The sequence below is a fragment of the Candidatus Binataceae bacterium genome, assembly GCA_035508495.1.
Taxonomy (GTDB): domain Bacteria; phylum Desulfobacterota; class Binatia; order Binatales; family Binataceae; genus JASHPB01.
Genome location: DATJMX010000041.1, coordinates 26927 through 50551, shown reverse-complemented (window position 1 = coordinate 50551; position 23625 = coordinate 26927). Strand labels below are relative to the sequence as shown.

Below are 23625 nucleotides of genomic sequence, written 5' to 3'. Positions count from 1 at the left end.
CGCGGGACCGGACCGTCGCGAACGACTCACTTTTGCGGTCTTACGGGCGATTTACTGGGCACTACTTGCTCTAGTAGTATTGCTCACTTTCTGCCGAAGGGGAGCCGGGATGTCTCGAGTTGTTACGTTTATTTTGCGAGCCGCAGTCGCGATTTTCGTCACCGCATTCATCGCCTCGACTGCATCGAACGCGCACGCGACGAACTACCTGGTTAATACCCTGAATGACACTACTGGTGCGGGCGACTGCAGCCTGCGCGACGCGATCAACGCCGCTGAGGGTAATCCTGCGGCGGGTTCGACCTGCAATACTCGCGGCATCGGCGATGATACGATCGACTTTGCGCCCTCACTGGCGGGCGGGACGATCGCGTTACAGGATTTCTTGCCGGTGATCGACCGAGGTTCGCTGACGATACAGGGAGACCCCGCCAAGGGCATCACGATCAACGGCGGCGCGCTTGCCTATTTCATCCAGGTGTTTGACGGGTTCCGCGCGCTCTCTTTGAGCAATGTGAAAATTACTGGTGGAAACGGCGGAGCGGTGCTGATGGTTACATCCACACCGGCGGTGCCGAGCGCGACCTTCTCGCATTGCACATTCAGCGGTGTCAACGGACCTGCAATCAATGATTCCGGCGCAGCCCTCTCGATCAACAACTCGACGTTCTCTGACAATCAAACGGCTGTCGCCACGAGCGGCGCTGCTACGGTCAGCGCAAGTACATTCCTGAACAATCAGGACGGCATTTCAGCCTCGAATCGACTGAAGGTCACCAACAGCACACTTACTGACAATTTGAACGGAATCATCCTTGGCAATGGTGCCGTGGCCGATATCGAAGGCGCGACGTTCAAGGAGAACAAGAACGCAGCCATGCTGCTCACCGGCGGGATAGCTACGATCGACAACTCGCTGTTTGACAATAACGACGCTGGAATCTTGAACGAGGCCGAAGTGCGCGTGACCGGGAGTACATTCTCCAACAACGCGCGATTCGGCATCGGCAACGACGGCAGTTCAAGCGGCAAAGCGAAGGTCACCGCGATCAACAGCACCCTCAGCGGAAATAACGCGGGCGCGATATTCAATATGAACGGAGTAGTCAACGCCGACTTTTGTACGTTCTACGGCAACGCCCCGCAGACCATCTACACTTACAAGAACATGAACTTCGACACCGCGACCCTGCTGCGCGGCAATGTCATGGTAGGCATCAAGAACTGCGAAACCCCGGCCCCTCCGCCGCGTTTCATCGACCAGGGATTCAATATCGCCAGTGACGACTCGTGTCCGTTCTCGGGCAGCAGCCAGAACAACACCGATCCACGGCTCGATCCCGCCGGGCTCAAGGACAACGGCGGCCCGACGCCGACGATCGGACTGCAGGGCAACAGCCCAGCGGTGGCGTTCGTGCCGCTGCTCCAGTGCTATACGCAGACTGGAAGTTTACTCGAATTGACTACCGACCAACGCGATTATGGCCGCCCAGCCCCGGCGCACCCACTCTTCTGCTCGGCCGGAGCCTTCGAGTACGGCGCGAGGCCGCGTCCGGCCTTCGGCTTGGGCCTGCCGCTCCTGCAGCTCCCGAAACCGCCACCCTTCCCGCGCTTCTGATTTCGCGGGGAAGCGCCCTACGAAGCCGTTACATCGACCACTTTCGATGCATCGAGCGGCGCGTGTGAATTTGGCGGGAAAGGTACTATAAGCGGAAGGCGAGCGTATTCGGAATGGCGAGCGCAGTTTCTCTTAGCGGAATCCGGATCGAGCGGCCCAACACCCGTAGCCAGCTTGATGAGTTCGCGCGCCTGCCGTTTGCGGTTTACTCCGGCTGCGATGCGTGGTGGCCGCCCGACGTGCAGAACGAGATCGAGCTGCTTTCGCGGCGCAGCTATCTTTCCAACTACCTCGAGCTCGAGCCCTTCTGCGCGCGGCGCAACGGCCGCCTCGTCGCCCGAATCAGCGCGGTCGTCAATCGCCGCTACATCGAACACTGGCACGAGCAGCTCGGCCAGCTCATCCACTTCGAGGCGCTCGACGGCGAGGACGACGCGGTCGCGCTGATGCTCGAAGAGGCGTGCGAATGGCTCCGCCGCCGCGACATGAAGAATGCGCGCAGTGGCTTTGCCGCGTTCCTCGACTATCCCTACTCGATCGACAATTACGGACAGTTGCCGTCGTTCCTGCTGCGCGGCAATCACGCCTACTTCCATCGCTACTTCAAGAACGCGGGCTTCGAAACCGAGAAGGGGCAGGTCGATTACACCGCCGAGCTCACGCCCGAAAACCAGGCGCGCTACCGCCGTGCGATCGAAGGTGCGAGCGCCTCGAACGTCGCGATTCGAAGCTGGCGCGAATACGGCTTCCTCGCCGCGATCGACGCGTGGACCGATGTCACCAACCAGGCCTTCGACAAGCATTGGGGCTGGAACCCGATCACGCGCGCCGAGGTGCGCCCGATGCTGATGTCGCTGTGGGAAACTCCGGTCGCCGATCTTTCGATGCTTGCGATTGTCGGCGGCGAAGTGGTCGGCGCAGTGTTTTCGGTGCCCGATCTGAGCGGCGCGCTGGCACAGGTGCGGCGTGGTTTTCGGCTTCATCCGTCACGCGGCGGCGGCACGCGCGGAGCGCTGATCAATATCGGCGTCGTCGAGAAAGCGCGCGGCCGCGGGATCGCGCTCGCGATGGCTGCGCGATCGTTCCTCTCGATGGCGCAGCAGGGGATGCGCTACGCGGGCTACACTCTGGTGCTCGATGACAACTGGGCGTCGCGGCGCACGGCGGAGAGCCTGGGCGGCCGCGTCACCGGCAACTTCGTCACTTACCGGAAAGCTCTGTAGCTGCGCCCGCGGCCTCTTCGGGTGTCACGGCCGAGATGTCGCTGACCTTGCGCAAGCTCGGGAACATCCAGGCCCAGAGCGCAACCACCGTCAATGTGCCGAGGCCGCCGAGCACAACCGAAGGCACGGTGCCAAACCATGACGCCGTCAGTCCAGATTCGAATTCGCCGAGCTCGTTCGACGCGCCGATAAAGAGGAAGCTGACCGCGCTGACACGGCCGCGCATCGAGTCTGGCGTCGCGAGCTGAATCAGAGTCTGCCGCACGTACACGCTGATCATGTCGGACGCGCCGAGCACGAAGAGAGCAGCCAGCGAGAGCGGGAAACTGCGCGACAGCCCGAAAACTATCGTCGCCACGCCGAACAGTGCGACGCATCCGAACATCGTAAGCCCGGCGCGACGCTTGAGCGGCAGCCTTACCAGCATGATCCCGAGCATCGCCGCGCCGGCTCCGGGCGCGCTCCGCAGAAGACCCAGGCCTCCCGGCCCGACGTGCAGGATGTCGCGCGCATAGACGGGCAGCAGCGCAGTCGCGCCACCGAGCAGAACTGCGAACAGGTCGAGCGAGATTGCGCCCAAGATCAGCGGATGCGCTCTCACGTAACTGATACCGGCCGTCAGACGCTCGAACGACGAGATCTCCTCGCTCGCTGGTTCCCGCGTGCTGACGGTGTGAATCACCGCAACGGCGATCGCGCCGCTCACGAAGATCGCCAGGCAGACGGCATAGACCGCACCCGCGCCGAGCGCATACAGCGCGCCGCCGAGCGCGGGTCCTGCGATCGACGCCGTCATCCGCGATGACGACACCCAGGCCACCGCTTGCGGAAACTGATCCTGTGGCACGAGCAGCGGTAGAAACGAGTTGGCCGCCGGATTGGTGAACACGCGCGCCGCGCCGAACATCGCGAGGAGAGCATAGAACGGCCACAGCACGTGGTACTTCGTGATCGTGAGCGCCAGGAACAGCGTCGAGCAGATCGACTGGACGAAAAATCCGCAGACAAGAATCGTGCGGCGGTTGAAGCGATCGGCAAAGTCTCCCGCCGGCAGCGACAGCAGCATCATCGGGACGAACTGCGCGAGGCCGGCGTAGCCGAGCGCCAGCGGATCGCGCGCGATGTCGTAGATCTGCCAGCTTACCGCGACCGACTGCGCGCCAAACGCGAGCGCCGCGAGAAAGAACGCGCCGAAGTAGAGCCGGAAATCGCGCCGCGCAAAAACGCTCTCGCGCTCGGACGAAAATGGTTCAGCCGCAACGTTCATCAATCAGGCGCAAACAGAGGTAGTCTCGATACTCACGCCACAGCATCCAAAACGAGGCAAGCCTTCTCTCGATTGTAGCACCACCCGCAGAAACGATTTGCAAATGCGGGGGCGCTTCTATAGGGTTTGGCGCCATCGGCGGGAGTTGTATAGGAGCATAAGACAAAGTGGCAACTTGCACGATTGCGAAACCCTGGCGCCTTGGCGCGGTGTTGCTCATTCTGCTTTCCTTCCTGACGCGATCGGCGTCGGCGCAGGTTGCGCCGGGCGACACGATCACGATGCAGAATGCGGAGAAAGTGCGTGCCCTCGTCAGTCCGGGAACTTTTTATGCCGTCTCGCGGGGGATGGGGATGCATATCGTTGCGCCCTCGCGGATCGATTGGCCGCCGCCTTACCAGACCGCGACCGAGAAATATTCGAGCCAGGTGCGCCTCGCGGCTGACCACGTCAATCTCGAAGGCTACGTCGCGGGCCAGCCGTTTCCGATCCTCGATGCGAACGATCCCGATATCGGCCAGAAGATCATGTGGAACCAGTACTTCAAGCCGATCGCGACCGACGATCTCGATCTGCGTTACTTCGAATGCCAGGTCGTCAAGCAAAACCCCGGCGCGCAGCAGGAGATCCTGAAGCAGACCGAGGCCGCGCACGCGGCCGGATACTCGGAGATCGGCCGCACCGAAGTGGAGCCGATGCCAGCCGATCCCGATTTTCAGAGCACCGGCATCTGGGCGCGCAGCGCGCTTTATCCTGTCCTCGCGCCAGCCGAAGATCGCGGCACGGGGGGACTTCGTTTTCGCTACTGGGATGCGAATCGCGCCGACGACGCGTGGGTTTACCTTGCAAGCGTTAGACGCATCCGCCGTCTCGACGAATCAATCATGAGCACATCGGCGGGCCTTTCGACCTGGGATGCCGACCACGTCGGAGGATTCGCGGCCAAGCCGCAGGAGTACAAGTTCAAATATCTCGGTGACAAGGAGATGCTTGCGTGTGCGCATGCGCGCACCGTTCCGGCCCAGCCCTGCGCAACCGACGGCGGCGCGACGACCTGCGGCGATGACTGGGAGATGCGTCATCAGTACGTCGTCGAGGTGACGCCCCGTCCCGGTCGCGCGGCCAACGTGCTCCAGTCGAAAACGATCGTTTACGTCGACGGCGAGGCGTGGTTCACGCCCTACACTGACAGCTACGATCAGAAGGGCGAGCTCTGGAAGACGCAGATCTATCTCTTTACGTATCGCGACCGGCCGGTGCCCGATGCCAAGGTTGCGGTGTATCCATTCAAGCGCCAGTTCAATATCGCGGGTTCGAGCGTCGACGTGCAGACCGGGATGGTGACCACTTGTTATCTGCCGGGCGCCGACATGCCCGAGCGCGAATGCTGGTATATCAATATGGGCGCCGTCGATCGCGACTTCTTCACGACGGAGGCAATGCGCAAGGCGGGTCATTGACGGGCGACGCTGTCAGTTCGTCATTTAATCGCTGGCTGCCATCCAAATATCCTCCCGCCGGCACTTGCTGACTCAGAAGCCGGCGGGTAATCCCGATTCATGAGAATCGCCATCGTTGGTGGGGGGCCGGCGGGTCTGACTGCCGCAATCGCGGCGCGCCGGCTCGGTCTCGAGCCGCTGGTGTTCGAGCAGGCGCGGGACTTTCGGCGCATCGGCGGCGGGATTCTGATTCACAGCAATGGCTTGCGCGTGCTCGACGCGCTCGGGCTCTATCGCGGATTCGCCGCGAGGATGAACACCGTGCAGAAGCTGTTCTCAGTGCTGCCGGAAGGGTGCGTCGTTGGCAGCGTTGATTACGCCGATCTCGCGATTCCCTTCAATCGATGCGCCGTCGTGATGCGCTACGAGCTGCAGGAGTACCTGCTCAGCGAAGCGCAGTGTGCCGGCGTAAAGATCGAGTTCGGCCAGCGCTTGATGGGGTTCGCATCCAACAACGGACGCGGCGAGCTCGAATTCGAAAGCGGCATGGCGTGCGAGGCCGATGTCGTCCTCGCCTGCGATGGATATCGCTCGGCGACACGCGCGGCGGCGGGAATCGCGGCGAAGGTAATCGACATCAATCAGGCCTATCTGCGTGGGATCGCCGAGCGCTCCGTTGACAAGTCCTCGATTCGCGAGCTGTGGGGCGTTGACGGACGCCGCTTCGGTATCTGCCCGTTGCCGGGAGAGCGCACGTACTTTTTTTGCAACGCTCCGCCAGGCGGGTGGGAAGAAACACGCAGTGAGCATCTCAATGAATGGATCGCGGGCTGGAGCGCGTTCGGCGACGAAGTAGCCGGCTTGCTCAATTCGGTCGCGGATTGGAGCCGCGTCAATTACGACGAGCTGCATGAAATACGATGCCGCGAATGGGCGCGGCCTCCGGTCTTCGTAGTCGGCGATGCCGCTCATGCGATGACGCCGAATCTCGGGCAGGGCGCTAACTCCGCGATGGTCGATGCGATCGTGCTGGTCAGGCTGCTGGCCGAAGCCGCGGAATATGGCGCGAGCCTCGCCGAGGTTGCAGCGACGTACCAGGAGATCCGCCAGCGATTCGCAACGCGCATTCAGACTACCGCGCGCTGGATGGGCTCGATGGCCTCGTACAAATCGGGCCTCGCGCGAACAGCGCGCAACCGCGCGATGGGTCTGATGCAGTCTCGCAAGACGATGCGCAGCGCGGCGCTCGTCGGCGCGGGCTACAATCCGCTGGAGGAGCGATTCCTTCGTTCCATCTCTTAAATCCCTCTCCCGTGACTTAACGGGAGAGGGGTTCAGAAACTTTGTTATGGGCGATTCGACTATTTGATAGCGAGCGCATTCGGCGGGGAGCCTACGCCGCCGGGGATATTCAGCGGCGCCGAGGTAATGAAGAACTCATAGCGGCCATCTGCTGCGCAATCCGCGGCGAGGCCTTCGAGATTCCACATCTCGCCGATCGGCATGCCGAAGTACGAGAGCATCCTGAAGTGCAGGAATTCTTCGCCTTCGGACTTCGGCAGCGCCTCGAGTGCAGGCGAATCCGAGGCGACGGCCGCGACATGGTTGTCCCATAGCCATCGCGCGGTGCGCTCGCTGCCCTCGATTCCCGGCACGACCGTCTCACGCGCCAGTTCCTCTTTGAGCTCCGGGCTGGCCGACATGTAGAACTTGGTCCATCCGATGCGGATCAACAGGATGTCACCCGCCGCGATCCTGGTCTTCTGCGCGTCGAGCGTGTCCTGGAGATCCTCGAGCGGAATCGACATCGCGCGGATGAAGTCGATGCTCTTGCCGACCTTCTCGTAGTAGCGATCGATATCGGCCAGCACGCCGCGGCCGGCGATTCCGCGCCGCGCCATGTTGTCGATACCGAGGCGCGTGCCGCCGCGGCCGGTGATTTCATAGTCGGGGATTCCGTTGTAAGCGCCGTCAACGGGATGCTTGACGTGGGCGAGCGCGTCCCATTGCGACGACGCCTGCGGATAGAAGTTGTCGAGATAGTCGTCGAGCACGTATTCGGCGTTGGGGAAAATCTTGACGGTGTGCTGATGCTTGCCACGGGTGAAGAGCGGCGGATCGGGAATGTTGATGGGCAGATTGAGCGCGAAAACCTTGCCGTTCTTGATGGATTGCGCGGCCCATACGACGCGTTCCGGCGTCATCAGGTTGATGGTTCCGACTTCATCGTCGTCGCCAAAAACGCCCCACGCCGCGCCCTCGGGAGCGCCGGCGCGGACGGGGAGTTCGCTATAACTGGGGATCTTCGGACCCGACGGCGCCTTTGCTCGCGGCGCCGCCGCAGGACGTGCGGCAGCCTTTGGTTTCGCGATCGTCTTGGGGCGTGCCGCTACTTTCGCCTTGGGCTTCGGCGCCTTGGTTACCATTTTCTTCTTGGGTTTGGGAGCTATCTTGCGGGCCTTGGGTGCGGCCTTCTTGGCCTTGGGTTTGGATTTCGCCACCGATACCACCTCCTGATTTTTGCCGGGGATGCCTCGTTTCTTCTCTAACAGGTCGCAAGCCAATCGCAAGTCCGAATCACATGGCTGCGGAGGGCTCGAAGCACAGCGCGTGGGCCAAATCTGAATTTGCCGATGATCTAAACTCGACCAGCATCGATACGTCGAACCGCCTTGTTAGCCATTCCTCGTGATGTTATCCTGCCGGATTGCTCCTTGCTCCAACCTTGGGGCTAAATCCACAAGGAGGTCTGCGCAATTTGCGCCGTTACGAAACTATCTTCATTCTTCGCCCCGACCAGGGCGAACCACAAATCAAGGACACTATCAAACGCTTCGAGGGGATTATCTCCTCGGGCGGCGGTGAGCCGATTGAGACCGAGGAATGGGGTTCGCGCGAACTCGCCTATCGAATCAAGGGTGAGCGCCGCGGCCATTACGTGCGCCTCGACTACGTTGCGACCGGGCCCGTGATGAACGAGGTTGAGCGTAACCTGAAGCTGGCCGACCCCGTGCTGCGCTACCTGTCCGTGATGCTCGACGACAATGCTGACGCGGCCAAGGCGCGCGAGGAAATCGATGCGCGCAATCGCAGGATCGCCGAGGCCAAGGCAGCAGCCGAGGCTCGGATGGCGGCTCTGGCAGCGGCTCAGCAGGAAAAGGAAAAGATCGAGGACGCGCCCGAAGAGCTTATGATGGAAGCGAGCGCCGAGGACGTCGCCGAGCCCGAGGGTGGCAGCGAATCGAATTGAGCTCGAAGGCCGGGTCCTGAGCACGCCCGAATTTCGCGTATCGCCTTCGGGCGCGCCGTTCCTGCGGCTGCTGGTGGAATGCGGTCAGGCGGGTGAGGAACTCAGCCTGTCGGTGCTGCTGACGGGATCCAAGGCGACGGCAATCAAGGCGCTTATTGAGCCGGGACGGCCGGTGAGGGTCGTCGGGAGGCTGAGGGCGCTCCGGGTCTCGGCGGCTGCGCAGCGGCCCGAGACGGCATTCGAAGTAGTCGCGGAATCGATAGACCCGGCGGATTCTTAAGACATCAATCAGCCCTTTAACTTTAAAAAGGGCTACAATGTAAGGATCGGAAATGGCAGACGAAGAAAGAAGCGAACGAGGCGGGGATCGTCCCCGCTCTGAAGGCGGCGGCGGGCGCGGCCCCCGCGGCGAAGGCCAGGGGGGAGCGGGCGAAGGACGCGGCGGCGAAGGCCGGGGCGGCGGAATGCGCCGGCGGCCGGGCGGACGGCGCAAGGTGTGCCGTTTCTGCGCGGACAAGACCCTCAAGGTCGATTACAAGGACGTGCGCACGCTGCAGAGCTTTATCACCGAAGGTGGCAAGATCGTGCCGAGCCGGACCTCGGGCAACTGTGCGAAGCATCAGCGGCAGCTCGCGATCGCGATCAAGCGAGCGCGGGTGATTGCGCTGCTGCCGTTTTCGACGCTCGGAGTGTAAAGGCGACGGGCGAGTGACGCGCAAGGCAATAATCGGGATGATTCGCGCGGTCGCGTTGGCGGCGGCGTTGTTTCTCGCCGGCGGCGCGATTCCGGTGGTGGGCGGAATCGCGATGCTGTTCGCGCCGGCGCCGATCCTGATTTATGCCGTCGGGCGTTCGAATCCGATCCTGCGCGGAGTCTTGTCGGTTGTGCTTGCAACGGGCCTCGTGGTGCTTGGCTCAGGTGTGTATGGCGGCGTCACCTATCTGCTGACGTTTGGCCTCGCGACGGCGATCGTCTGCTACATGTTGGAGCGCCATTTCTCGTTCGAGGTGATAACGGCGGTCGCTGCGGGCGCGATGTTTGCGGCATCCGCAGTTGCCGCGGTCGTGCTGCTGGGCGGTCCCGATGCACTTATCGCGGCGATGCGCGCGCAGCTCACCGAGGGCATGCAGCGCGGGCAGGAACTCTACAAGTACGTGGGCGTCGATGCGTCGATCCCCGCCGATACGCAGGCGAGCGTGGTCACGCTGACGATGAAGCTGATCCCGGCGCTGGCGCTGTTGGTCGCGGGCGTCTCGATCCTGTTCAATTTGCGGCTTTTCTGGCGATGGACCGGGCCGCAGCGTCTTAGCTACAGCCTTTTCGCCGACCTGTCGCGATGGTCGACGCCGGAGTGGCTCATCTGGCCGCTGCTCGCGACCGGATTCGGGATCTTCATTCCAATCGGTGCCGCAAGCGATATTGCGCTCAACGGCTTCTTGGTCACGATGGCGATCTACTTCTGCCAGGGGCTGGCGATAATTCGATTTTACTTCCAGAGTCTGGGAGTGCCGGCGATCGTGCGGATCGTAATTTATTTCCTGCTCGCGCACGTCGTGGTGGCGGCTCTGGTCTGTATCGCGGGGGTTTTCGACATGTGGATTGATTTCCGGCGGCTTAAGCCGCCGAGCCAGGAGGCCGGCAGCTTCGGCGATTTTTTCTAGGCGCGGCTTTCTTGGCAAACGACATCAGGCGGAAAGAGACATGAACGTGCAAATAATTCTCAACGAAGATGTACCCAATCTCGGCCGGACCGGTGACGTGATAAAGGTGCGCGCCGGCTATGCCCGTAACTACCTGTTGCCGCGCAATCTCGCGTCAGAGGCCGACGAGAACAACCTGCGCGCGTTTGAGCATCAGAAGGGGATCGCGATGCGCAAGCGCGAGGCGCAGAAAATCGCGGCCTCGTCGATCAAGGACAAGATCGAGGCAATCACGCTCACGATCGCCGCCCGCGCGGGCGAAGAGGGCAAGCTCTTCGGCTCGGTCACCAATATCGACCTCGAACGCGCCTTGCGCGAAAAGGGTCTCGATATCGAGCGGCGCAAAATCGTGCTGCCTGAACCGTTGAAGCAGCTGGGAGATTACACCGTGCCGGTCAAGCTTGATGCCGATGTCGAGGCGAGCTTGAAAGTTGTCGTGGCGGCGCAAGCGGAATAAGGACGCGGCGAATGATCAAACTCTACGACTTCTTGTCCTGCCCCTACGGCCAGAAGGTCAGAATCGTGCTGGCTGAAAAGAGCCTCAGCTACGATCTGGTCCCGGTCGACCTGACGCAGAGCGAGCATCGGCGTCCCGAGTTCCTGCGGCTGAATCCGTTCGGCCGGGTTCCGGTGCTGGTCGATGAAGATTCGACGATTTACGATTCGACGATTATCAATGAGTACCTCGAGGATGAGTATCCCGAGCCGCCCGTGCTGCCGGCGATCGGCTCGAGTGGAATGCGCTCGCGCGCGCGAATCTTTGAGGATTTTGCGGATACGTCATTCACGCCGCAGGTCGGCCAACTCATCGCCGAAGCCTCGAAGGCCGAGGGCGAGCGCGATCAGAATCGCCTCACCCGGCTGCATCAATCGGTCGAACGGATCCTGGACTACCTCAACAACGAGCTCAAGGGTCAGCAGTTCCTGGCGGGCGAGTTTTCAGTGGCAGATATCGGTTTCGCGCCGCGATTGCTGGTGCTCAAGGATCTTGGAATCGACGTGGCTGGAAACAATCGCGCGAACGTTGATGCCTGGCTGAAGCGGATGATCGAGCGGCCGAGCATCCACAACCTCGAGGGCGTTTCGGTCGAAGTCGTCGCCGGCGGCTGATCGAACTTCGAGGCGAGGTTTAGAAAAACGGACGCGCCGCCCGAGTGATCGGGCGGCGCGTCGCATTACTGATGGGTTAACGGATCGAGTGACGGACTGACAACATTAATGGATCACCGCAGCAATTAATAGCGGCTCTCGGGGGTCTCGCCGAATAAATCTTCTTCGTCACGGATGCTCGGTCCAACGCCCGTGAGCCTGAACATGAGCTTGGCGGCGAAGAGTTTGTCGCCGATACGGCCTTGGGGCTTAAGGAATCCGCCATGACGTTTGCATCGCGGGCACGCCATCGTGCCGCTCAAAAGCCCTGCGTTTGCGGGCGTAATTCTCAGATCGAACTGAACGCCGCAGCCGGGGTTCTGGCATGCGGTGCGATAGACGATGCCCTGGTTGGTGGTGCTGGTCTCGTGTTTGCTGACTGCTGTTTGCATCTTACTCCCTCCTACCGGGAGGCCCTAAGCCTTCGATCGGCCTAGTACGCCGAGTGTCGATTTCTTAGACGTAATCACTTGGGGAAAGTTTCAAGCAATCTACGTGCCTCAGCGGCTTCATTGGCGATTTGCGGAAAATCTAAATAAAATCAACGTAAATTCTTCCGAAGAGGTGTTCGCACTGTAACGGATATGCGTCGCTGCGACATTTTTCATGCGGTTTTGGGTCAAGTTTCGAGTTCGAGCAAATCCGGTCCAGGATTTGCGCGTCTTTCAGGTATGGCTTTTCCGCGACTTTCAAACCGCTTATACTTGCGGCGCTCGCTGCCTTCTTCACTGCTGATGCCGCGGGGATTTCCTCAATGAGAACGCTTGCGCTCGTGATGGCGGGAGGCCAAGGCACCCGGCTGCATCCTCTGACTCGCGACCGTGCCAAACCTGCAGTCCCGTTCGGCGGCAAGTACCGTATCATCGACTTCGTTCTGTCCAATCTCGTCAACTCCGGCATCTACTCGATCTATGTTCTCGTCCAATGGCGCTCGCAGTCGCTGATCGAGCATCTCAAGGACGGATGGCAATTCGGTGGCATGCTGCCCGACCATTTCGTGATCCCTGTGCCCGCGCAGATGCGGATGGGCGAGTCGTGGTACCAGGGCACTGCCGACGCGATCTTCCAGAACCTCAATCTGATTGAAGATACGAAGCCGGACCTCGTAGCGGTTTTCGGCGCCGATCATATCTACCGGATGGACATCGAGCAGATGATCGAGTTCCACATGGACCGCAAGGCCGCCGTCAGCGTTGCGACACTCCCAGTGCCGGTCGAAGAGGGCGATCAGTTCGGCATTCTCGATGTGGACTCGGGCCTCAGGATTTCCGGTTTCGAGGAGAAGCCTGCCTCGCCGCAGCCGATGCCCGGGGCGCCCGGCAAGTGCCTGGCCTCGATGGGCAACTATCTATTCGATCCCGACGTGCTGCGCGAAGCGCTAATCGAGGATTCGACCAAGACCGGCAGCCATCACGATTTTGGCCGCGACCTGATCCCGGCGCTGATCGAGCGCGTGCCGGTATACGCATACAACTTCATGACCAACCGCATCCGCGGCGACTCCGAGGTCAATCTCAGCTACTGGCGCGATGTCGGTACGATCGATTCGTACTACGATGCCAATATGGACCTGCGCGATGCGCGGCCTCATCTGAATCTCTACAATCCGTATTGGCCGCTGCGCACCGCCTACTACCAGCAGCCGCCGGCGAAGTTCGTGTTTGATGAAGGCGGCCGCCGCGGCGTGGCGCTGCATTCGGCGGTTTCCGAGGGATGCATCGTCTCGGGCGGCACTGTGCGTAACTCGGTGCTCGGCCGCTCGGTGTTTATACATTCGTACAGTACGGTTGAGGATTCGGTGATAATGGACTACGTCGAGATTGGGCGGCACGCGCGCGTGCGCCGGGCGATTATCGACAAGAACGTTCATATCCCGGAGGGAGAGGAAATCGGCTACGATCTCGATCGAGATCGCCAACGCTTTTTCGTGACGGAGTCGGGGCTGGTGGTGATTCCCAAGGGACCAAAACGCGAGCGCTCAGTCCTCTGATGGCGACCGATAGCGCTGGACAACAATACGACTCGCTCCACGAGTCAGACGCATCACGCAACGGGACCGACGGCGCTGCGCACGCCGCGAACGGCGGCCCCGAGCTTGCCCCGGTGCCGGAGACGATATGGCGTCCGATTCGCCGCTCCGATCTGCAGCTTGGCGTAAAGGATAAGATCCAGTTCTGGCTGATGATCGCGACGTTGCACGTCCTCAGCCTGATGCCGGATTCCGTGCTCGCATGGCTGGGAGTCAGGGCAGGGCGCCTCGTATGTCGTCTCGACCAGCGCCACACGAAGATCGGGATGCAGAACCTCGCGATCGCATTCCCCGACAAGAGCGAAGCGGAGCGCGCCGCGATCCTCAAAGCCTCGTATGAAAATCTCGGCCGCACCGGCGCCGAATACGTTCGCCTCGGCGGTTTCGGATGGCGCCGGCTCAGGGACCGCGTCGGCTACGAGAATTTCCAGACCTGGGTCGGGCTCCAGCATCGCTATCGCGGCAAGGGCATCTTGGTCCTGACCGCGCACTTCGGCAATTTCGAACTACTGGGTCCGGCGCACGCGATGCACGGCTACCAGATTTCGCTCGTGCATCACACGCAGCGCTTCCTGGCCGGCGAAGCGGTAATGACATTTATCCGCGAGCGCGCTGGCGTCGAGATCATCCGCAAGCACAAGGCGGCGCGGATCCTGCTTCGCAGCCTGCACAAGAGCCAGCTCATCGGCATCCCGTTCGATCAGAACGCCAAGCGATCCGAAGCGACGTGGGTGCCATTCTTCGACGAGCCCGCCGCGACTACCACTGGTGTGGCGCGCGTCGCGCGGATTTCAGGCGCGCCCGTGATGCCGGTGTTTATCGTACGTCAGCCGGACATGCGCACGCACAAGATCGTGATCTTCGACGAGGTTCACCAGCAGCGGACCGCGGATGCCGAAGCCGATGCCCATGAGAACACGGCGCGCTTCGTCAAAGCCGTCGAGGAAGTTGTGCGCCAATATCCCGAGCAGTTCCTCTGGATTCATCGCCGCTACCGCACCCGCCCGCGCGGCATGGCGCCAATCTACGACAAGTAGAAAACGACTCCTTAAGAATCTCTCTCCAGGGACAGGAGCGACGCTCGACGTGACACGCCCGCAATGACTTCAGCCGCGTATCATCGCCCGAGGTCGGTGCGGCGGTTGTTCCACTTTTCCCAGAACGTCACTGACGATGCCGGCTTGCGCTCCGGCCGTGCCCAGCGTCCCTTCGGATAGCCGATCGGTATGAGCGCGATATTCGCGTACTCGGGCGGCACGCCGAGCCGTGCGTCGATCTCCTTGGCGTGCATCGAATGAAGCTGCGTGATCGATGAGCCGAGGCCGTAGGCGCGCGCCGCCAGACACAGGTTCTGGATCGCCGGGAACAGTGCGTTGGTCATCGGCTCGCCCTTGCGCCGCGAATCGTTGTACTTTTTCACGCACGCGAACAGCATCACGGGAACTTCGGCGCAGTGCTCCGCGAGGTATTTCGCTGAGCGCAGGATCCGTCCGCGCGGGCTCTGCGGATCGTTTGCCACGATCTCGCGCGCGGCCGGCGTGAAGTACACCTCCCACGCTTTCAGGTAGCGCTCGGCCACGAACTGTTTCATCTCCGGCTCGGTGACGACGAGAAAGATCCACGGCTGACGATTACTGCCACTGGGCCCCATCGTGGCGGCCTCGATGACCTTCTGAATAACCGCATCGGGAACGGGATCGGGCTTGAGCCGCCGCATCGATCGCGTCGTGTAAATCGCTTCGAAGAGATCGAATTCTGGTTGTCCAAACATGGCCGCGAACCTATCAGCTTTCGTAGATTATGCGGATAGCCGCGCGAAAAGTCCGGGCTTCCGTGCACCCGGCGCGATCGGATATGAAGTACGCACCGGCGCGGCCGGGACGGAGGATTTAATGGCCGAAATCATTCTGCATCAATATCCGAATTCTCCCTTTTCGGAGAAGGTTCGCAAAATTCTCGCGCTCAAGAAGGTGGCCTGGCGCTCGGTCGATCAGCCGGTCATCATGCCCAAGCCCAAGCTTATCCCGCTCACTGGCGGTTACCGGCGCATCCCGGTCCTGCAGATCGGCGCCGACGTGTGGTGCGACTCGCAGATCATCGTGCGCAGGATCGATGAACTCTATCCGGAGCCTACGATGTATCCCGGCAACACCGAGGGTATCTGCAACTCGGTCGCGCTTTTTGCCGATCGGCGCTTCTTCTTTTCCACGACGCCCGTGATCTTCGAGAAGCTCGCGGCATCGGTGCCAAAAGAGTTCATCGAAGATCGCTCCAGGATGATGGCCGGCACCGGCTCCAATTTCACCGAGCTTACGGCGACGGCGCCCGACGCTCGCAACCAGGTGCGCGCGTTCCTCGAGCTGCTCGACCATCAGGTATCGGACCGGCAGTTTGTGCTGGGCGGGAGCTTCAGCCTTGCCGACGCCGCGTATTTCCACTGCGTATGGTTCCTGCGCGCCGAGCCTTCGTCATTCGCGCTGGCCGAGCGATATCCAAGCCTGATGAAGTGGTTCGATCGGGTCGAAAAGATGGGCGTGGGAAGCGTCACGCCGATGGAACCAGACGAGGCTCTCAAAATCGCGCGCGACAGCAAGCCCGCGACGCGCGAGCAATTCGATGAAACCGATCCCAACGGCCTCAAGCCCGGGATGACGGTGAGTGTGACGCCCGATGACTACGGCTTCGATCCTGTCACCGGCAAAGTGGTGGTAAGCACGATTCACGAGATCGCGATCGAGAGGAACGACGCCGAAGTCGGCACGATCGTGAATCATTTTCCGAAGGTGGGCTTCCGCATCAAAGCCGTCTGACAAGGACAATCATAGCAAGTCGCTGATAAAGCGGAGCCGTCGCTAGCCGGTTCCGCTTTTCTTTGAATACCAGTGGCTATTCTAGATAGTCACTTTAGGTACTCACTACTAGAAAGTACCTAATTGTTTTTACTACTCACTCTCCGTAAATTGACTATAGGAACATCGGTCGAAAGGGGGATCGGGTTGTGGTGCGTTCCTATGCCCGCCGGTGGTGGGGGATCGGGGCTGCGCTGTTGCTGGTGGTAGGGGTCCTGGCGATCGTCGCGGCGACGCCAGGACCCGGGCCCTTTGCGCAAGCACTCACTTGGCAATTCCTTGGGCCTGAACCGATCACGAATGAGATCCCGACTTTCGGCGGCGTGCCGCTTGGCTCCGCGTTGTCATCCGCGACCGGGCGAGTGACCGCTGTCGTCGCCGATCCCACCAGCTCAGGACGGCTCTTCGTGGGCACGGCCAACGGCGGCGTCTGGATGCGCCCGAACTCGACGGCGCCGTTTACTCCGATCTTCGATACTCAGCCGACGCTCGCAATCGGCGCGCTCGCGCTCGACACGACTACCTCGCCGAGTCCCACGCTCTATGTCGCTACGGGCGAGGGCAACATGGCGGCGGACTCGTACTACGGACAGGGCATTTTCGTGTCGAGCAATCTCGGCAGCACCTGGACGCAACTCGCCGCGAGCTCGCTCGCCGATCAGTCGATCGCAAGCATCGCGGTCGACACCTCGGAGAACCCACGCTTCATCTACGCGGCATCGACGTTCGGCTCGAGCTCGAGCCGCTCGGGCGCGAGCTGGATGCAAGGGAGCGTCTCGCAGCTTGGTCTGTGGCACTCAACCGACGGCGGCACTACCTGGCAGACCTATCCGCTCGGGACGTTTGGCTCGTGTCCTTATTTTCAGATGAATCCGTGCCCGGCGCAGTCGGTCGCGGTCGATCCCGTCACGCCTGCCGATGTCTACGTGACGATTCTCGGCGGCGGACTTTTCCGCTCGACCAATTCGGGCACGACTTGGTCGCGGATAAGCCTTCCCGGTCTCGGCAGCAATCTCGGACGCGAAACCGTCGCTGCGAACAGCGGAACCGTCTATGTGATGGTCGGCGCTCCCGACTGGGACGAGTATTCGGGATTTTTCAAATCGACCAACGCGGGAGTGACGTGGCAGACCGAAACCGTGCCGAGCGCCAGAGTCGGCAGCGTCACGATCGACGGCACCAGTTCCGCCAACTTCTCGCTCTCGTACTTCAACCAGGCGCTCGCGATCGATACCGGCGACACTACCGGCGACACCGTGATTTTCGGCGGCGTTGGAATCTACAAATCAACCAACTCCGGCAGCACCTGGACGTTCCTCGCCGCGAGCGGCGGCACCCATGGCGATCAGCATGCGATCTCGTTCGACCCGCTGAGTACGCATAGCTTTTATCTTGGCAACGATGGCGGGCTTTTTCGCTTCGACTCGCCGAGCTCGACCTTCGGCGCGCTCAACACCACGCTGGCTGTTGCGCAGGCGCAAGCGATCGGACCTCATCCTACTGACAGCACAACGCTGCTGATGGGATTCGAGGACAACGGCACCACGCGCATCAGCGGCAATCGCGGCGGCTCGCTCGCGATGGCGCAGGTCGACAATAATGACGGCGGCTTCGCGTTGTTCGATTTGAAGAATCCGCTCTTCGCGTACCATACGTTCGCGACCGCTTCCGCAGGGCCGGTGATTTCGCGCTCTAGCGACGGCGGCAACACCTGGACCTCGACGACGCCGACCACGAACCTCGACAATGCGATGCGAGCGGCGGCCGATAAAGGAGCGGCCCAGTTCCCTCCCCTGGCGAGCGATCCGGCAACTGCACAGCGCGTCCTGTTCGGCGCGCACTCGGTCTATGTCTCGACCGACGGTCTGAACACCTGGGCGCGGCAGACGACGCAGGACCTCAGCGGCGGATGCCCCAACGGCGCGTGTGCCTTGGCTGATATCGAGGTCGCGCCCTCAAACAACGCCGACGCCTGGGCGATCGCGATGGAAACGAACAGCACCTTCAGGCCGACGCCGTTCCAGGTTTACAACACCACGCAGGCGAACCTGAACAGCGGCGTGACCTGGACCAACGTCACGCCGAATCTTCCTGCCTGGGTGTTTCCCGACAGCACGCAGGCGACCACAATCGCGATCAATCCGTTCAACAGCCAGATAGCATACCTGGGGCTTTCGGGTTACACGGCGCTGACCGGCACCGGCCATATTTTCGTGTCATCGGACTTCGGCAGGACGTGGGCTTCCGCCGACGGCAATCCAAACCTCGATACGCCGCCGCCCTCCAATGCGCTCCCCGATGTTCCGGTGTTGAAGCTGCTCGTCGATCGAACCGATTCTACAGGCCAGACGATTTATGCGGGAACCGACACCGGCATGTACCAATCGACTGACGGCGGCAACGATTGGGCGCAACTCACGGCTGGAATGCCGCCCGCAGTGCCCGTGTTTGACCTCGAACAGAACTCGGCGGGCACGATCTTCGCCGCAACGCATGGCCGCGGTATCTACCAGTTAACCAACGGCGGAACGCCGACGCCAACCGCAACTCCGACCGGCGGTCCCACGCCAACCCCAACTGCCACCGCGACTGCCACTGCAACAAGAACCGCCACGCCGACCCCGACTGCTTCCTCAACCGCGACTTCGACGCCGACCAGCACGCCGAGTCACACCCCAACTCCAACGCCGACCGCCACGGCCACACCAAGTCATACGCCGACCCCGACGCCAACCGCCAGCGCGACGTCAACCGCCACCGCCACAGCAACCTCAACGCCGACGCCGACTGCGACGCCGACCGTGGTTGCGATCACGTCGCCGGCCAACAATGCGACTGTCTCGGGCACTGTCAGCATCGTTGTTACGGCGCAGGAGCCCCCTGTTTCGTGGGTTAACCTCGTAATCGACGGCAACTACATCGCCTCGTCGCCGCCGCTCACTTTCAGCTGGAATACGACGAGCTATAGCAACGGCCCGCATACGATTGAAGTTGACGCCAAGAATTCGAGCGGCACGATGCTCGGCAGCGCAATCATCACGGTGACCGTCCAGAACGGCGGACCGACTCCAACGCCGACTCGCACCGCGACGCCGACGCCCACGGCAACCCAAACGCCTACTCCGACCGCTACGGCAACTCCGGTCGTGGCGATCACTTCGCCCGCGAACAACGCGACCGTGTCAGGCACGGTGAATATCGTTGTTACCGATCAGAATCCGCCGGTGTCGTGGGTGAATCTCGTGATCGACGGCAACTACATCACGTCGTCGCCGCCGCTCACTTTCAGTTGGAACACGACGACTTATAGTAACGGCCAACATACCATCGAAGTTGACGCCAAGGATTCCAGCGGCAACCTGCTCGGTACCGCGATCATCACCGTCACGGTGTCGAACTAGCCAGCGCGCGATACTCATGCGCCAGGATGCCCATCACGATCGTGTCGAAATACTTGCCGCCAAGGTACTTGTCCTGGCGCAGCACGCCCTCGCGCTTGAAGCCGCATTTCTCGTACGAGGCGATGCCGCGCGGGTTGTATTCGAACACCCGCAGGCTCACGCGATTGAGATTGAGCTTGTCGAAGGCGAAGCGCAGCAGCACGCGCATCGCATCGGTGCCGTAGCCTTTGCCCCAACTCGGCTTGTCGCCGATCACGATCCCGACTTCGGCGCTGCGATTGACCCAGTTGATCGCGTGCAGGTCGGTCGAGCCGAGATAACACCGGTCAGTCAATGTCTCGATCACGAACAGACGCGAGTTCGGCTGCACTTCGGACGCATGCTCGATGAAGCGCTCCTCGGCAAGCCGCGACATCGGTCCGAGCAACATCTCGCCGCCGAGAAAGTTCGTCACCTCCTCGTCGACAATCCACTTCATGATTGCATCGATATCTGAGCGCTCGATTCCGCGTAGTCTGACCAGTTTTCCTTCCATCGCATTCCCCCTAGCCGTCACAAAAACAAGAAGGGCAGCCACCTGGGCTGCCCTTCAGCATTTTCTCTTTCCAGGTCTCGCTAGTTGCCTTTGGGCAGCATGAGTACTCGTTCGCCGATGATATTGTGCTGGATCTCGCTCGTGCCTCCGGCGATCGTGAGCGCGCGCGATGCGAGCATCCGGTACGACCATTTGCCCCGATCGATCGCCATCGGGGCGTGAAATTCGATCTGGCTGTAGGGCCCGAGGATTTCCATCGCGAGCTTGTTCATCCGGAGGTTCAGCTCGCTGGTACAGAGCTTCAGCACCGAGCCTTCCGGTCCTGGCGGCAGTCCCTTGAGCCGTCGCGTGAGCTGGCGATAACCGGTGTACTTGAGCGCGGCGGCCTCGCAAGCGAAGCCCGCGATCTTCTGCTGCACGCTGTCGTCGTCCCACGCCGTGCCGCCGTTGAACTTGACCATTTTCGCGAGGTCGCGCAGCTCGCGCACCTGGCCCATCAGGTCGCGGCCGCCGCCGATTCCCGAGCGCTCGAACATCAGCGTGGTGATCGCGACCTGCCAGCCCTGGTTTTTCTCGCCGATGAGATTCTTCTTCGGCACGCGTACGTCCTCGAAGAAGACCTCGTTGAAGTTCGCGTCGCCCGTGATCTGCACCAGCGGGCGCACGGTGACTCCCGGACTATGCATGTCAACCAGGATGTAGCTGATGCCCTTGTGCTTGGGCGCCTGCGGATCGGTGCGCGTTAGCAGGATGCACATGTCGGCGTGATGCGCATCGGAGGTCCAGACCTTCTGGCCGTTGATAACGAAGTCATCGCCGTCCTCGACCGCACGGGTCTGGAGGGACGCCACGTCGGAGCCGGAACTGGGCTCGGAATATCCCTGGCACCAGATCTCCTCGGCCGAGAGGATCTTCGGGACGTAACGTTTCTTCTGCTCCTCGGTCCCCCAATGGATGATGGTCGGGCCGACGAGCATGATGCCGAGGCCGTTCACCAGCATCGGCGTGTTGGCCTTGGCGAGTTCCTCGTTGTAGATGAGCTGCTGCGTGATGGTTGCGCCGCGGCCACCGTATTCCTTGGGCCAGCTTAGTCCGACCCAGCCGCCCGCGTGCATCTTGCGATGCCAATCGAGGCGCCGCTTCCATTCGTCGGTGCCGCCCTCGTGCATCTCGTCCATGGCGTTGTCTTCCGACGCCGCCTTGGGCTTGTTCTTCTGAAGCCAGCCGCGAAACTCCTGGCGAAACGCCTCATCGTCGGCGCTGAATTTGAAATCCATTGGTTTGATATCCCTCCGAGTCCGGTGCCGGTCGCGGCGTTTTTGTCGAGCACGAGGCTCGGCCGCGTTCCGGCCCCTAACAAGTGTTATATAAGCGAGCGCCGAAAAGCCGCGCAAGCGCCGCTTACGCGGAAAGACCGAGATAGCTGCGCGCGAACGCGGCCAGCACGTGCGAGCCTGTGTCGCCTGCGGCTTCAAGTCCGGCGAGCATTCCGCGTTGATCGTCGAGCGAACGATTTTGACTCAGCTTGAACTTTGCCTCGATCCGATCGATGGCAATCGCGATGCCGACGATCGCTCTGAGCAGCTTGTCGCGGAAGTCGTCCGGAATCCGGCCCGCGAGGTTCGGGTCGTACTTCGCGATCATGCGATCCAGTAGGCGCACCAGCGCGTGCGAATCGTCGAAGACACGCGCGCTCCCGTGGATATGCACCGCGCCGTAGTTCCAGGTTGGAACCGCAGGCGCCGCCGCATACCACGACGGCGAAATGTAAGCATGCGGGCCATTGAAAATCGCAAGCACGCGCGAATCGTGTTCGAGGTCACGCCACTGCGAGTTGGCGCGCGCAAGATGACCGACAAGAACGGCAGACGAGGGGCTCGATTGATCGAGCAGCATCGGCACATGCGTCGCGACGATTCCGTCGCGCGAGTTAGACACTAGCGTGGCGAAACTGTGCGCCTCGACAAAGCGGTAGATCGTCTGTGTATCGGAAACCTCGAAGGCTTTTGGAGTATACATTCCAATCCGCTCCGGGCTATCGCTCGCCCATCCGCGAATAGACCTCGGGGTCGACGCTCTCCATGTGGCGATCGGGATTCTCGAGCGCGGTGAAACCAAACTGGCGATAGAGACCGTGCGCGTCGCGGGTCGCGAGATGCCATCGGCGCAGGCCCTGCAAATCCGGATGGGCCCGGACGGCGGCCATCAGCGCCTTGGAAATTCCGCGCCCGCGATATGCTTCGAGCACGTACACGTCGGCGACGTACGCGAAGGTCGCACAATCTGTCACAACGCGCACGAAGCCAATCTGCGCGGCGCCGGCGAAGGCGCCGAAACACAAAGAGTTAGCGACCGCGCGCGCCACGACCTCGCGTGCAATCCCGTTCGCCCAATACGAGCGGGCGAGAAAAGCGCGGATCGCATCGACATCCATGCGCGCGCGGTCGGTCGTAATTTCGATTGCGCTCACTTCGTGCCGTTGCGCACCGCCGGCGAATTGCGCGCGAAGTCGAGCACGTGCATCGGCGTTGCGATATCCGCCGTCATCCGCGGATCCGGGATCGGCGTGCCAGCCCTGAGATGCAGCGGAATGACTCCCGCCCAATGGGGTAGGGCATAGTCCCCTTCGTCGTCCATTGCTTGTCCGACACGCACCTTGGCCGACGCCTCCTCGATCGGCAGCCGCAGGACCATCGTCGCCGCGAGCTCCTGGTCTGTCGGCGGCCGCGTGTTCTGCCACCGATATGGCACCAGCTTCTCGACCATCGCGCGCAGCATCCCGACCTTCGCTTCGCGATCGTCAACCCGCACTGCGGTGCCCAGAATTACTACCGATCGATAGTTGACCGAGTGATGGAACGCCGAGCGTGCCAGCACCAGTCCATCGATAAGCGTGACCGTGACGCAAATCGGCATCGTGTCGCTGGCGGTCTTCAGCATCCGGCTCGCGGCCGAACCGTGCACGTAGAGCTGATCGTCCTGGCGCACGTGGAGCGTCGGAATCGTGAAGGGCTGCCCGTCCTGCACGAAGCCGATATGGCAGATGAGCGCCTCGTCAAGGATTGAATTGATCGTCACGCGCTCGTAGGCGGCGCGCTTGGGGAGCCGCCGGAGCCGGGTTCGTTCGGTAGGTGTGACCGCTTCCATCTCACTCATCCTTTTGT

The 23625-nt window shown here is 61.6% G+C and carries 23 protein-coding genes; 14 read left to right on the top strand and 9 right to left on the bottom strand.

Features of this window, described 5'->3' with window-relative positions; genetic code table 11:
- The first annotated feature begins 109 nt into the window (after window positions 1-109).
- Window positions 110-1618, top strand: a complete 1509-nt coding sequence (locus tag VMA09_14140) for a choice-of-anchor Q domain-containing protein (GenBank protein HUA34743.1) — start codon at window positions 110-112, stop codon at window positions 1616-1618.
- 113 nt (window positions 1619-1731) lie between these two features.
- Window positions 1732-2841, top strand: a complete 1110-nt coding sequence (locus VMA09_14135) for a hypothetical protein (GenBank protein ID HUA34742.1) — start codon at window positions 1732-1734, stop codon at window positions 2839-2841.
- Here VMA09_14135 and VMA09_14130 read toward each other — a convergent pair.
- Window positions 2819-4108, bottom strand: coding sequence for an MFS transporter (locus VMA09_14130; GenBank protein HUA34741.1), 1290 nt, complete (start codon window positions 4106-4108; stop codon window positions 2819-2821). The genes VMA09_14135 and VMA09_14130 overlap by 23 nt on opposite strands.
- 167 nt (window positions 4109-4275) lie before the next feature.
- Between VMA09_14130 and VMA09_14125 the strand changes: the two genes are divergently transcribed.
- Together VMA09_14125 and VMA09_14120 are read left to right on the top strand one after the other, a co-directional pair.
- Window positions 4276-5568 carry a DUF1329 domain-containing protein gene (locus VMA09_14125; GenBank protein ID HUA34740.1) on the top strand — a complete coding sequence of 431 codons (1293 nt, stop codon included), beginning with the start codon at window positions 4276-4278 and terminating at the stop codon, window positions 5566-5568.
- A gap of 99 nt (window positions 5569-5667) precedes the next feature.
- Window positions 5668-6849 carry an NAD(P)/FAD-dependent oxidoreductase gene (locus tag VMA09_14120; protein ID HUA34739.1) on the top strand — a complete coding sequence of 394 codons (1182 nt, stop codon included), beginning with the start codon at window positions 5668-5670 and terminating at the stop codon, window positions 6847-6849.
- Window positions 6850-6908: 59 nt separating this feature from the next.
- Here the strand turns inward: VMA09_14120 and VMA09_14115 are convergent, their stop codons facing one another.
- The gene (locus VMA09_14115) at window positions 6909-8048 is read right to left on the bottom strand and encodes a cyclase family protein (GenBank protein HUA34738.1); all 1140 of its coding nucleotides are present in this window, start codon (window positions 8046-8048) and stop codon (window positions 6909-6911) included.
- Between the two features lie 257 nt (window positions 8049-8305).
- Here VMA09_14115 and rpsF point away from each other — a divergent pair, with 257 nt between their 5' ends.
- The 6 genes from rpsF to VMA09_14085 all read left to right on the top strand — a co-directional run bounded on the left by rpsF (window position 8306) and on the right by VMA09_14085 (window position 11608).
- Window positions 8306-8797 (top strand): 30S ribosomal protein S6, encoded by a 492-nt coding sequence (rpsF, locus tag VMA09_14110; protein HUA34737.1) that lies wholly within the window; start codon window positions 8306-8308, stop codon window positions 8795-8797.
- A complete protein-coding gene (locus VMA09_14105) occupies window positions 8778-9077 on the top strand; it encodes a single-stranded DNA-binding protein (protein ID HUA34736.1) in 300 nt (99 codons plus the stop codon). The genes rpsF and VMA09_14105 overlap by 20 nt, the downstream gene beginning before the upstream one ends.
- A 184-nt stretch (window positions 9078-9261) precedes the next feature.
- Entirely contained in the window at window positions 9262-9492 is a 231-nt protein-coding gene (gene rpsR, locus VMA09_14100; protein ID HUA34735.1) for a 30S ribosomal protein S18, read from the top strand.
- Window positions 9493-9505: 13 nt separating this feature from the next.
- Window positions 9506-10459, top strand: a complete 954-nt coding sequence (locus tag VMA09_14095) for a DUF2232 domain-containing protein (GenBank protein HUA34734.1) — start codon at window positions 9506-9508, stop codon at window positions 10457-10459.
- A 40-nt stretch (window positions 10460-10499) separates the two neighbouring features.
- Window positions 10500-10955, top strand: a complete 456-nt coding sequence (gene rplI / locus VMA09_14090; protein HUA34733.1) for a 50S ribosomal protein L9 — start codon at window positions 10500-10502, stop codon at window positions 10953-10955.
- An 11-nt stretch (window positions 10956-10966) separates the two neighbouring features.
- Window positions 10967-11608 carry a glutathione S-transferase family protein gene (locus VMA09_14085; protein ID HUA34732.1) on the top strand — a complete coding sequence of 214 codons (642 nt, stop codon included), beginning with the start codon at window positions 10967-10969 and terminating at the stop codon, window positions 11606-11608.
- Window positions 11609-11733: 125 nt separating this feature from the next.
- On the opposite strand, the gene VMA09_14080 is transcribed toward VMA09_14085, so the two are convergent.
- A complete protein-coding gene (locus VMA09_14080) occupies window positions 11734-12039 on the bottom strand; it encodes a hypothetical protein (GenBank protein ID HUA34731.1) in 306 nt (101 codons plus the stop codon).
- A 362-nt stretch (window positions 12040-12401) separates the two neighbouring features.
- On the opposite strand from VMA09_14080, the gene glgC reads away from it, so the two are divergent.
- The gene (glgC, locus tag VMA09_14075; protein HUA34730.1) at window positions 12402-13637 is read left to right on the top strand and encodes a glucose-1-phosphate adenylyltransferase; all 1236 of its coding nucleotides are present in this window, start codon (window positions 12402-12404) and stop codon (window positions 13635-13637) included.
- Complete coding sequence (locus tag VMA09_14070; GenBank protein HUA34729.1) at window positions 13637-14713, top strand: lysophospholipid acyltransferase family protein; 1077 nt, start codon at window positions 13637-13639, stop codon at window positions 14711-14713. Before glgC ends, VMA09_14070 begins: the two co-directional genes overlap by 1 nt.
- 80 nt (window positions 14714-14793) lie before the next feature.
- On the opposite strand, the gene VMA09_14065 is transcribed toward VMA09_14070, so the two are convergent.
- Window positions 14794-15447, bottom strand: a complete 654-nt coding sequence (locus tag VMA09_14065; GenBank protein ID HUA34728.1) for a nitroreductase family protein — start codon at window positions 15445-15447, stop codon at window positions 14794-14796.
- A 121-nt stretch (window positions 15448-15568) separates the two neighbouring features.
- Here VMA09_14065 and VMA09_14060 point away from each other — a divergent pair, with 121 nt between their 5' ends.
- Complete coding sequence (locus VMA09_14060; GenBank protein ID HUA34727.1) at window positions 15569-16486, top strand: glutathione S-transferase family protein; 918 nt, start codon at window positions 15569-15571, stop codon at window positions 16484-16486.
- Between the two features lie 191 nt (window positions 16487-16677).
- On the top strand, window positions 16678-19926 hold the full coding sequence (locus VMA09_14055) for an Ig-like domain-containing protein (GenBank protein ID HUA34726.1): 3249 nt from the start codon (window positions 16678-16680) through the stop codon (window positions 19924-19926).
- On the opposite strand, the gene VMA09_14050 is transcribed toward VMA09_14055, so the two are convergent.
- The 5 genes from VMA09_14050 to VMA09_14030 form a co-directional block, all read right to left on the bottom strand.
- Window positions 19910-20461, bottom strand: coding sequence for a GNAT family protein (locus VMA09_14050; GenBank protein HUA34725.1), 552 nt, complete (start codon window positions 20459-20461; stop codon window positions 19910-19912). The genes VMA09_14055 and VMA09_14050 overlap by 17 nt on opposite strands.
- Before the next feature lie 80 nt (window positions 20462-20541).
- Complete coding sequence (locus VMA09_14045) at window positions 20542-21738, bottom strand: acyl-CoA dehydrogenase (protein HUA34724.1); 1197 nt, start codon at window positions 21736-21738, stop codon at window positions 20542-20544.
- A 124-nt stretch (window positions 21739-21862) separates the two neighbouring features.
- Window positions 21863-22480, bottom strand: coding sequence for an FMN-binding negative transcriptional regulator (locus tag VMA09_14040; GenBank protein HUA34723.1), 618 nt, complete (start codon window positions 22478-22480; stop codon window positions 21863-21865).
- Window positions 22481-22496: 16 nt separating this feature from the next.
- A complete protein-coding gene (locus VMA09_14035; protein ID HUA34722.1) occupies window positions 22497-22931 on the bottom strand; it encodes a GNAT family N-acetyltransferase in 435 nt (144 codons plus the stop codon).
- The gene (locus VMA09_14030) at window positions 22928-23608 is read right to left on the bottom strand and encodes a pyridoxamine 5'-phosphate oxidase family protein (protein ID HUA34721.1); all 681 of its coding nucleotides are present in this window, start codon (window positions 23606-23608) and stop codon (window positions 22928-22930) included. Before VMA09_14030 ends, VMA09_14035 begins: the two co-directional genes overlap by 4 nt.
- Window positions 23609-23625: the final 17 nt, after the last annotated feature.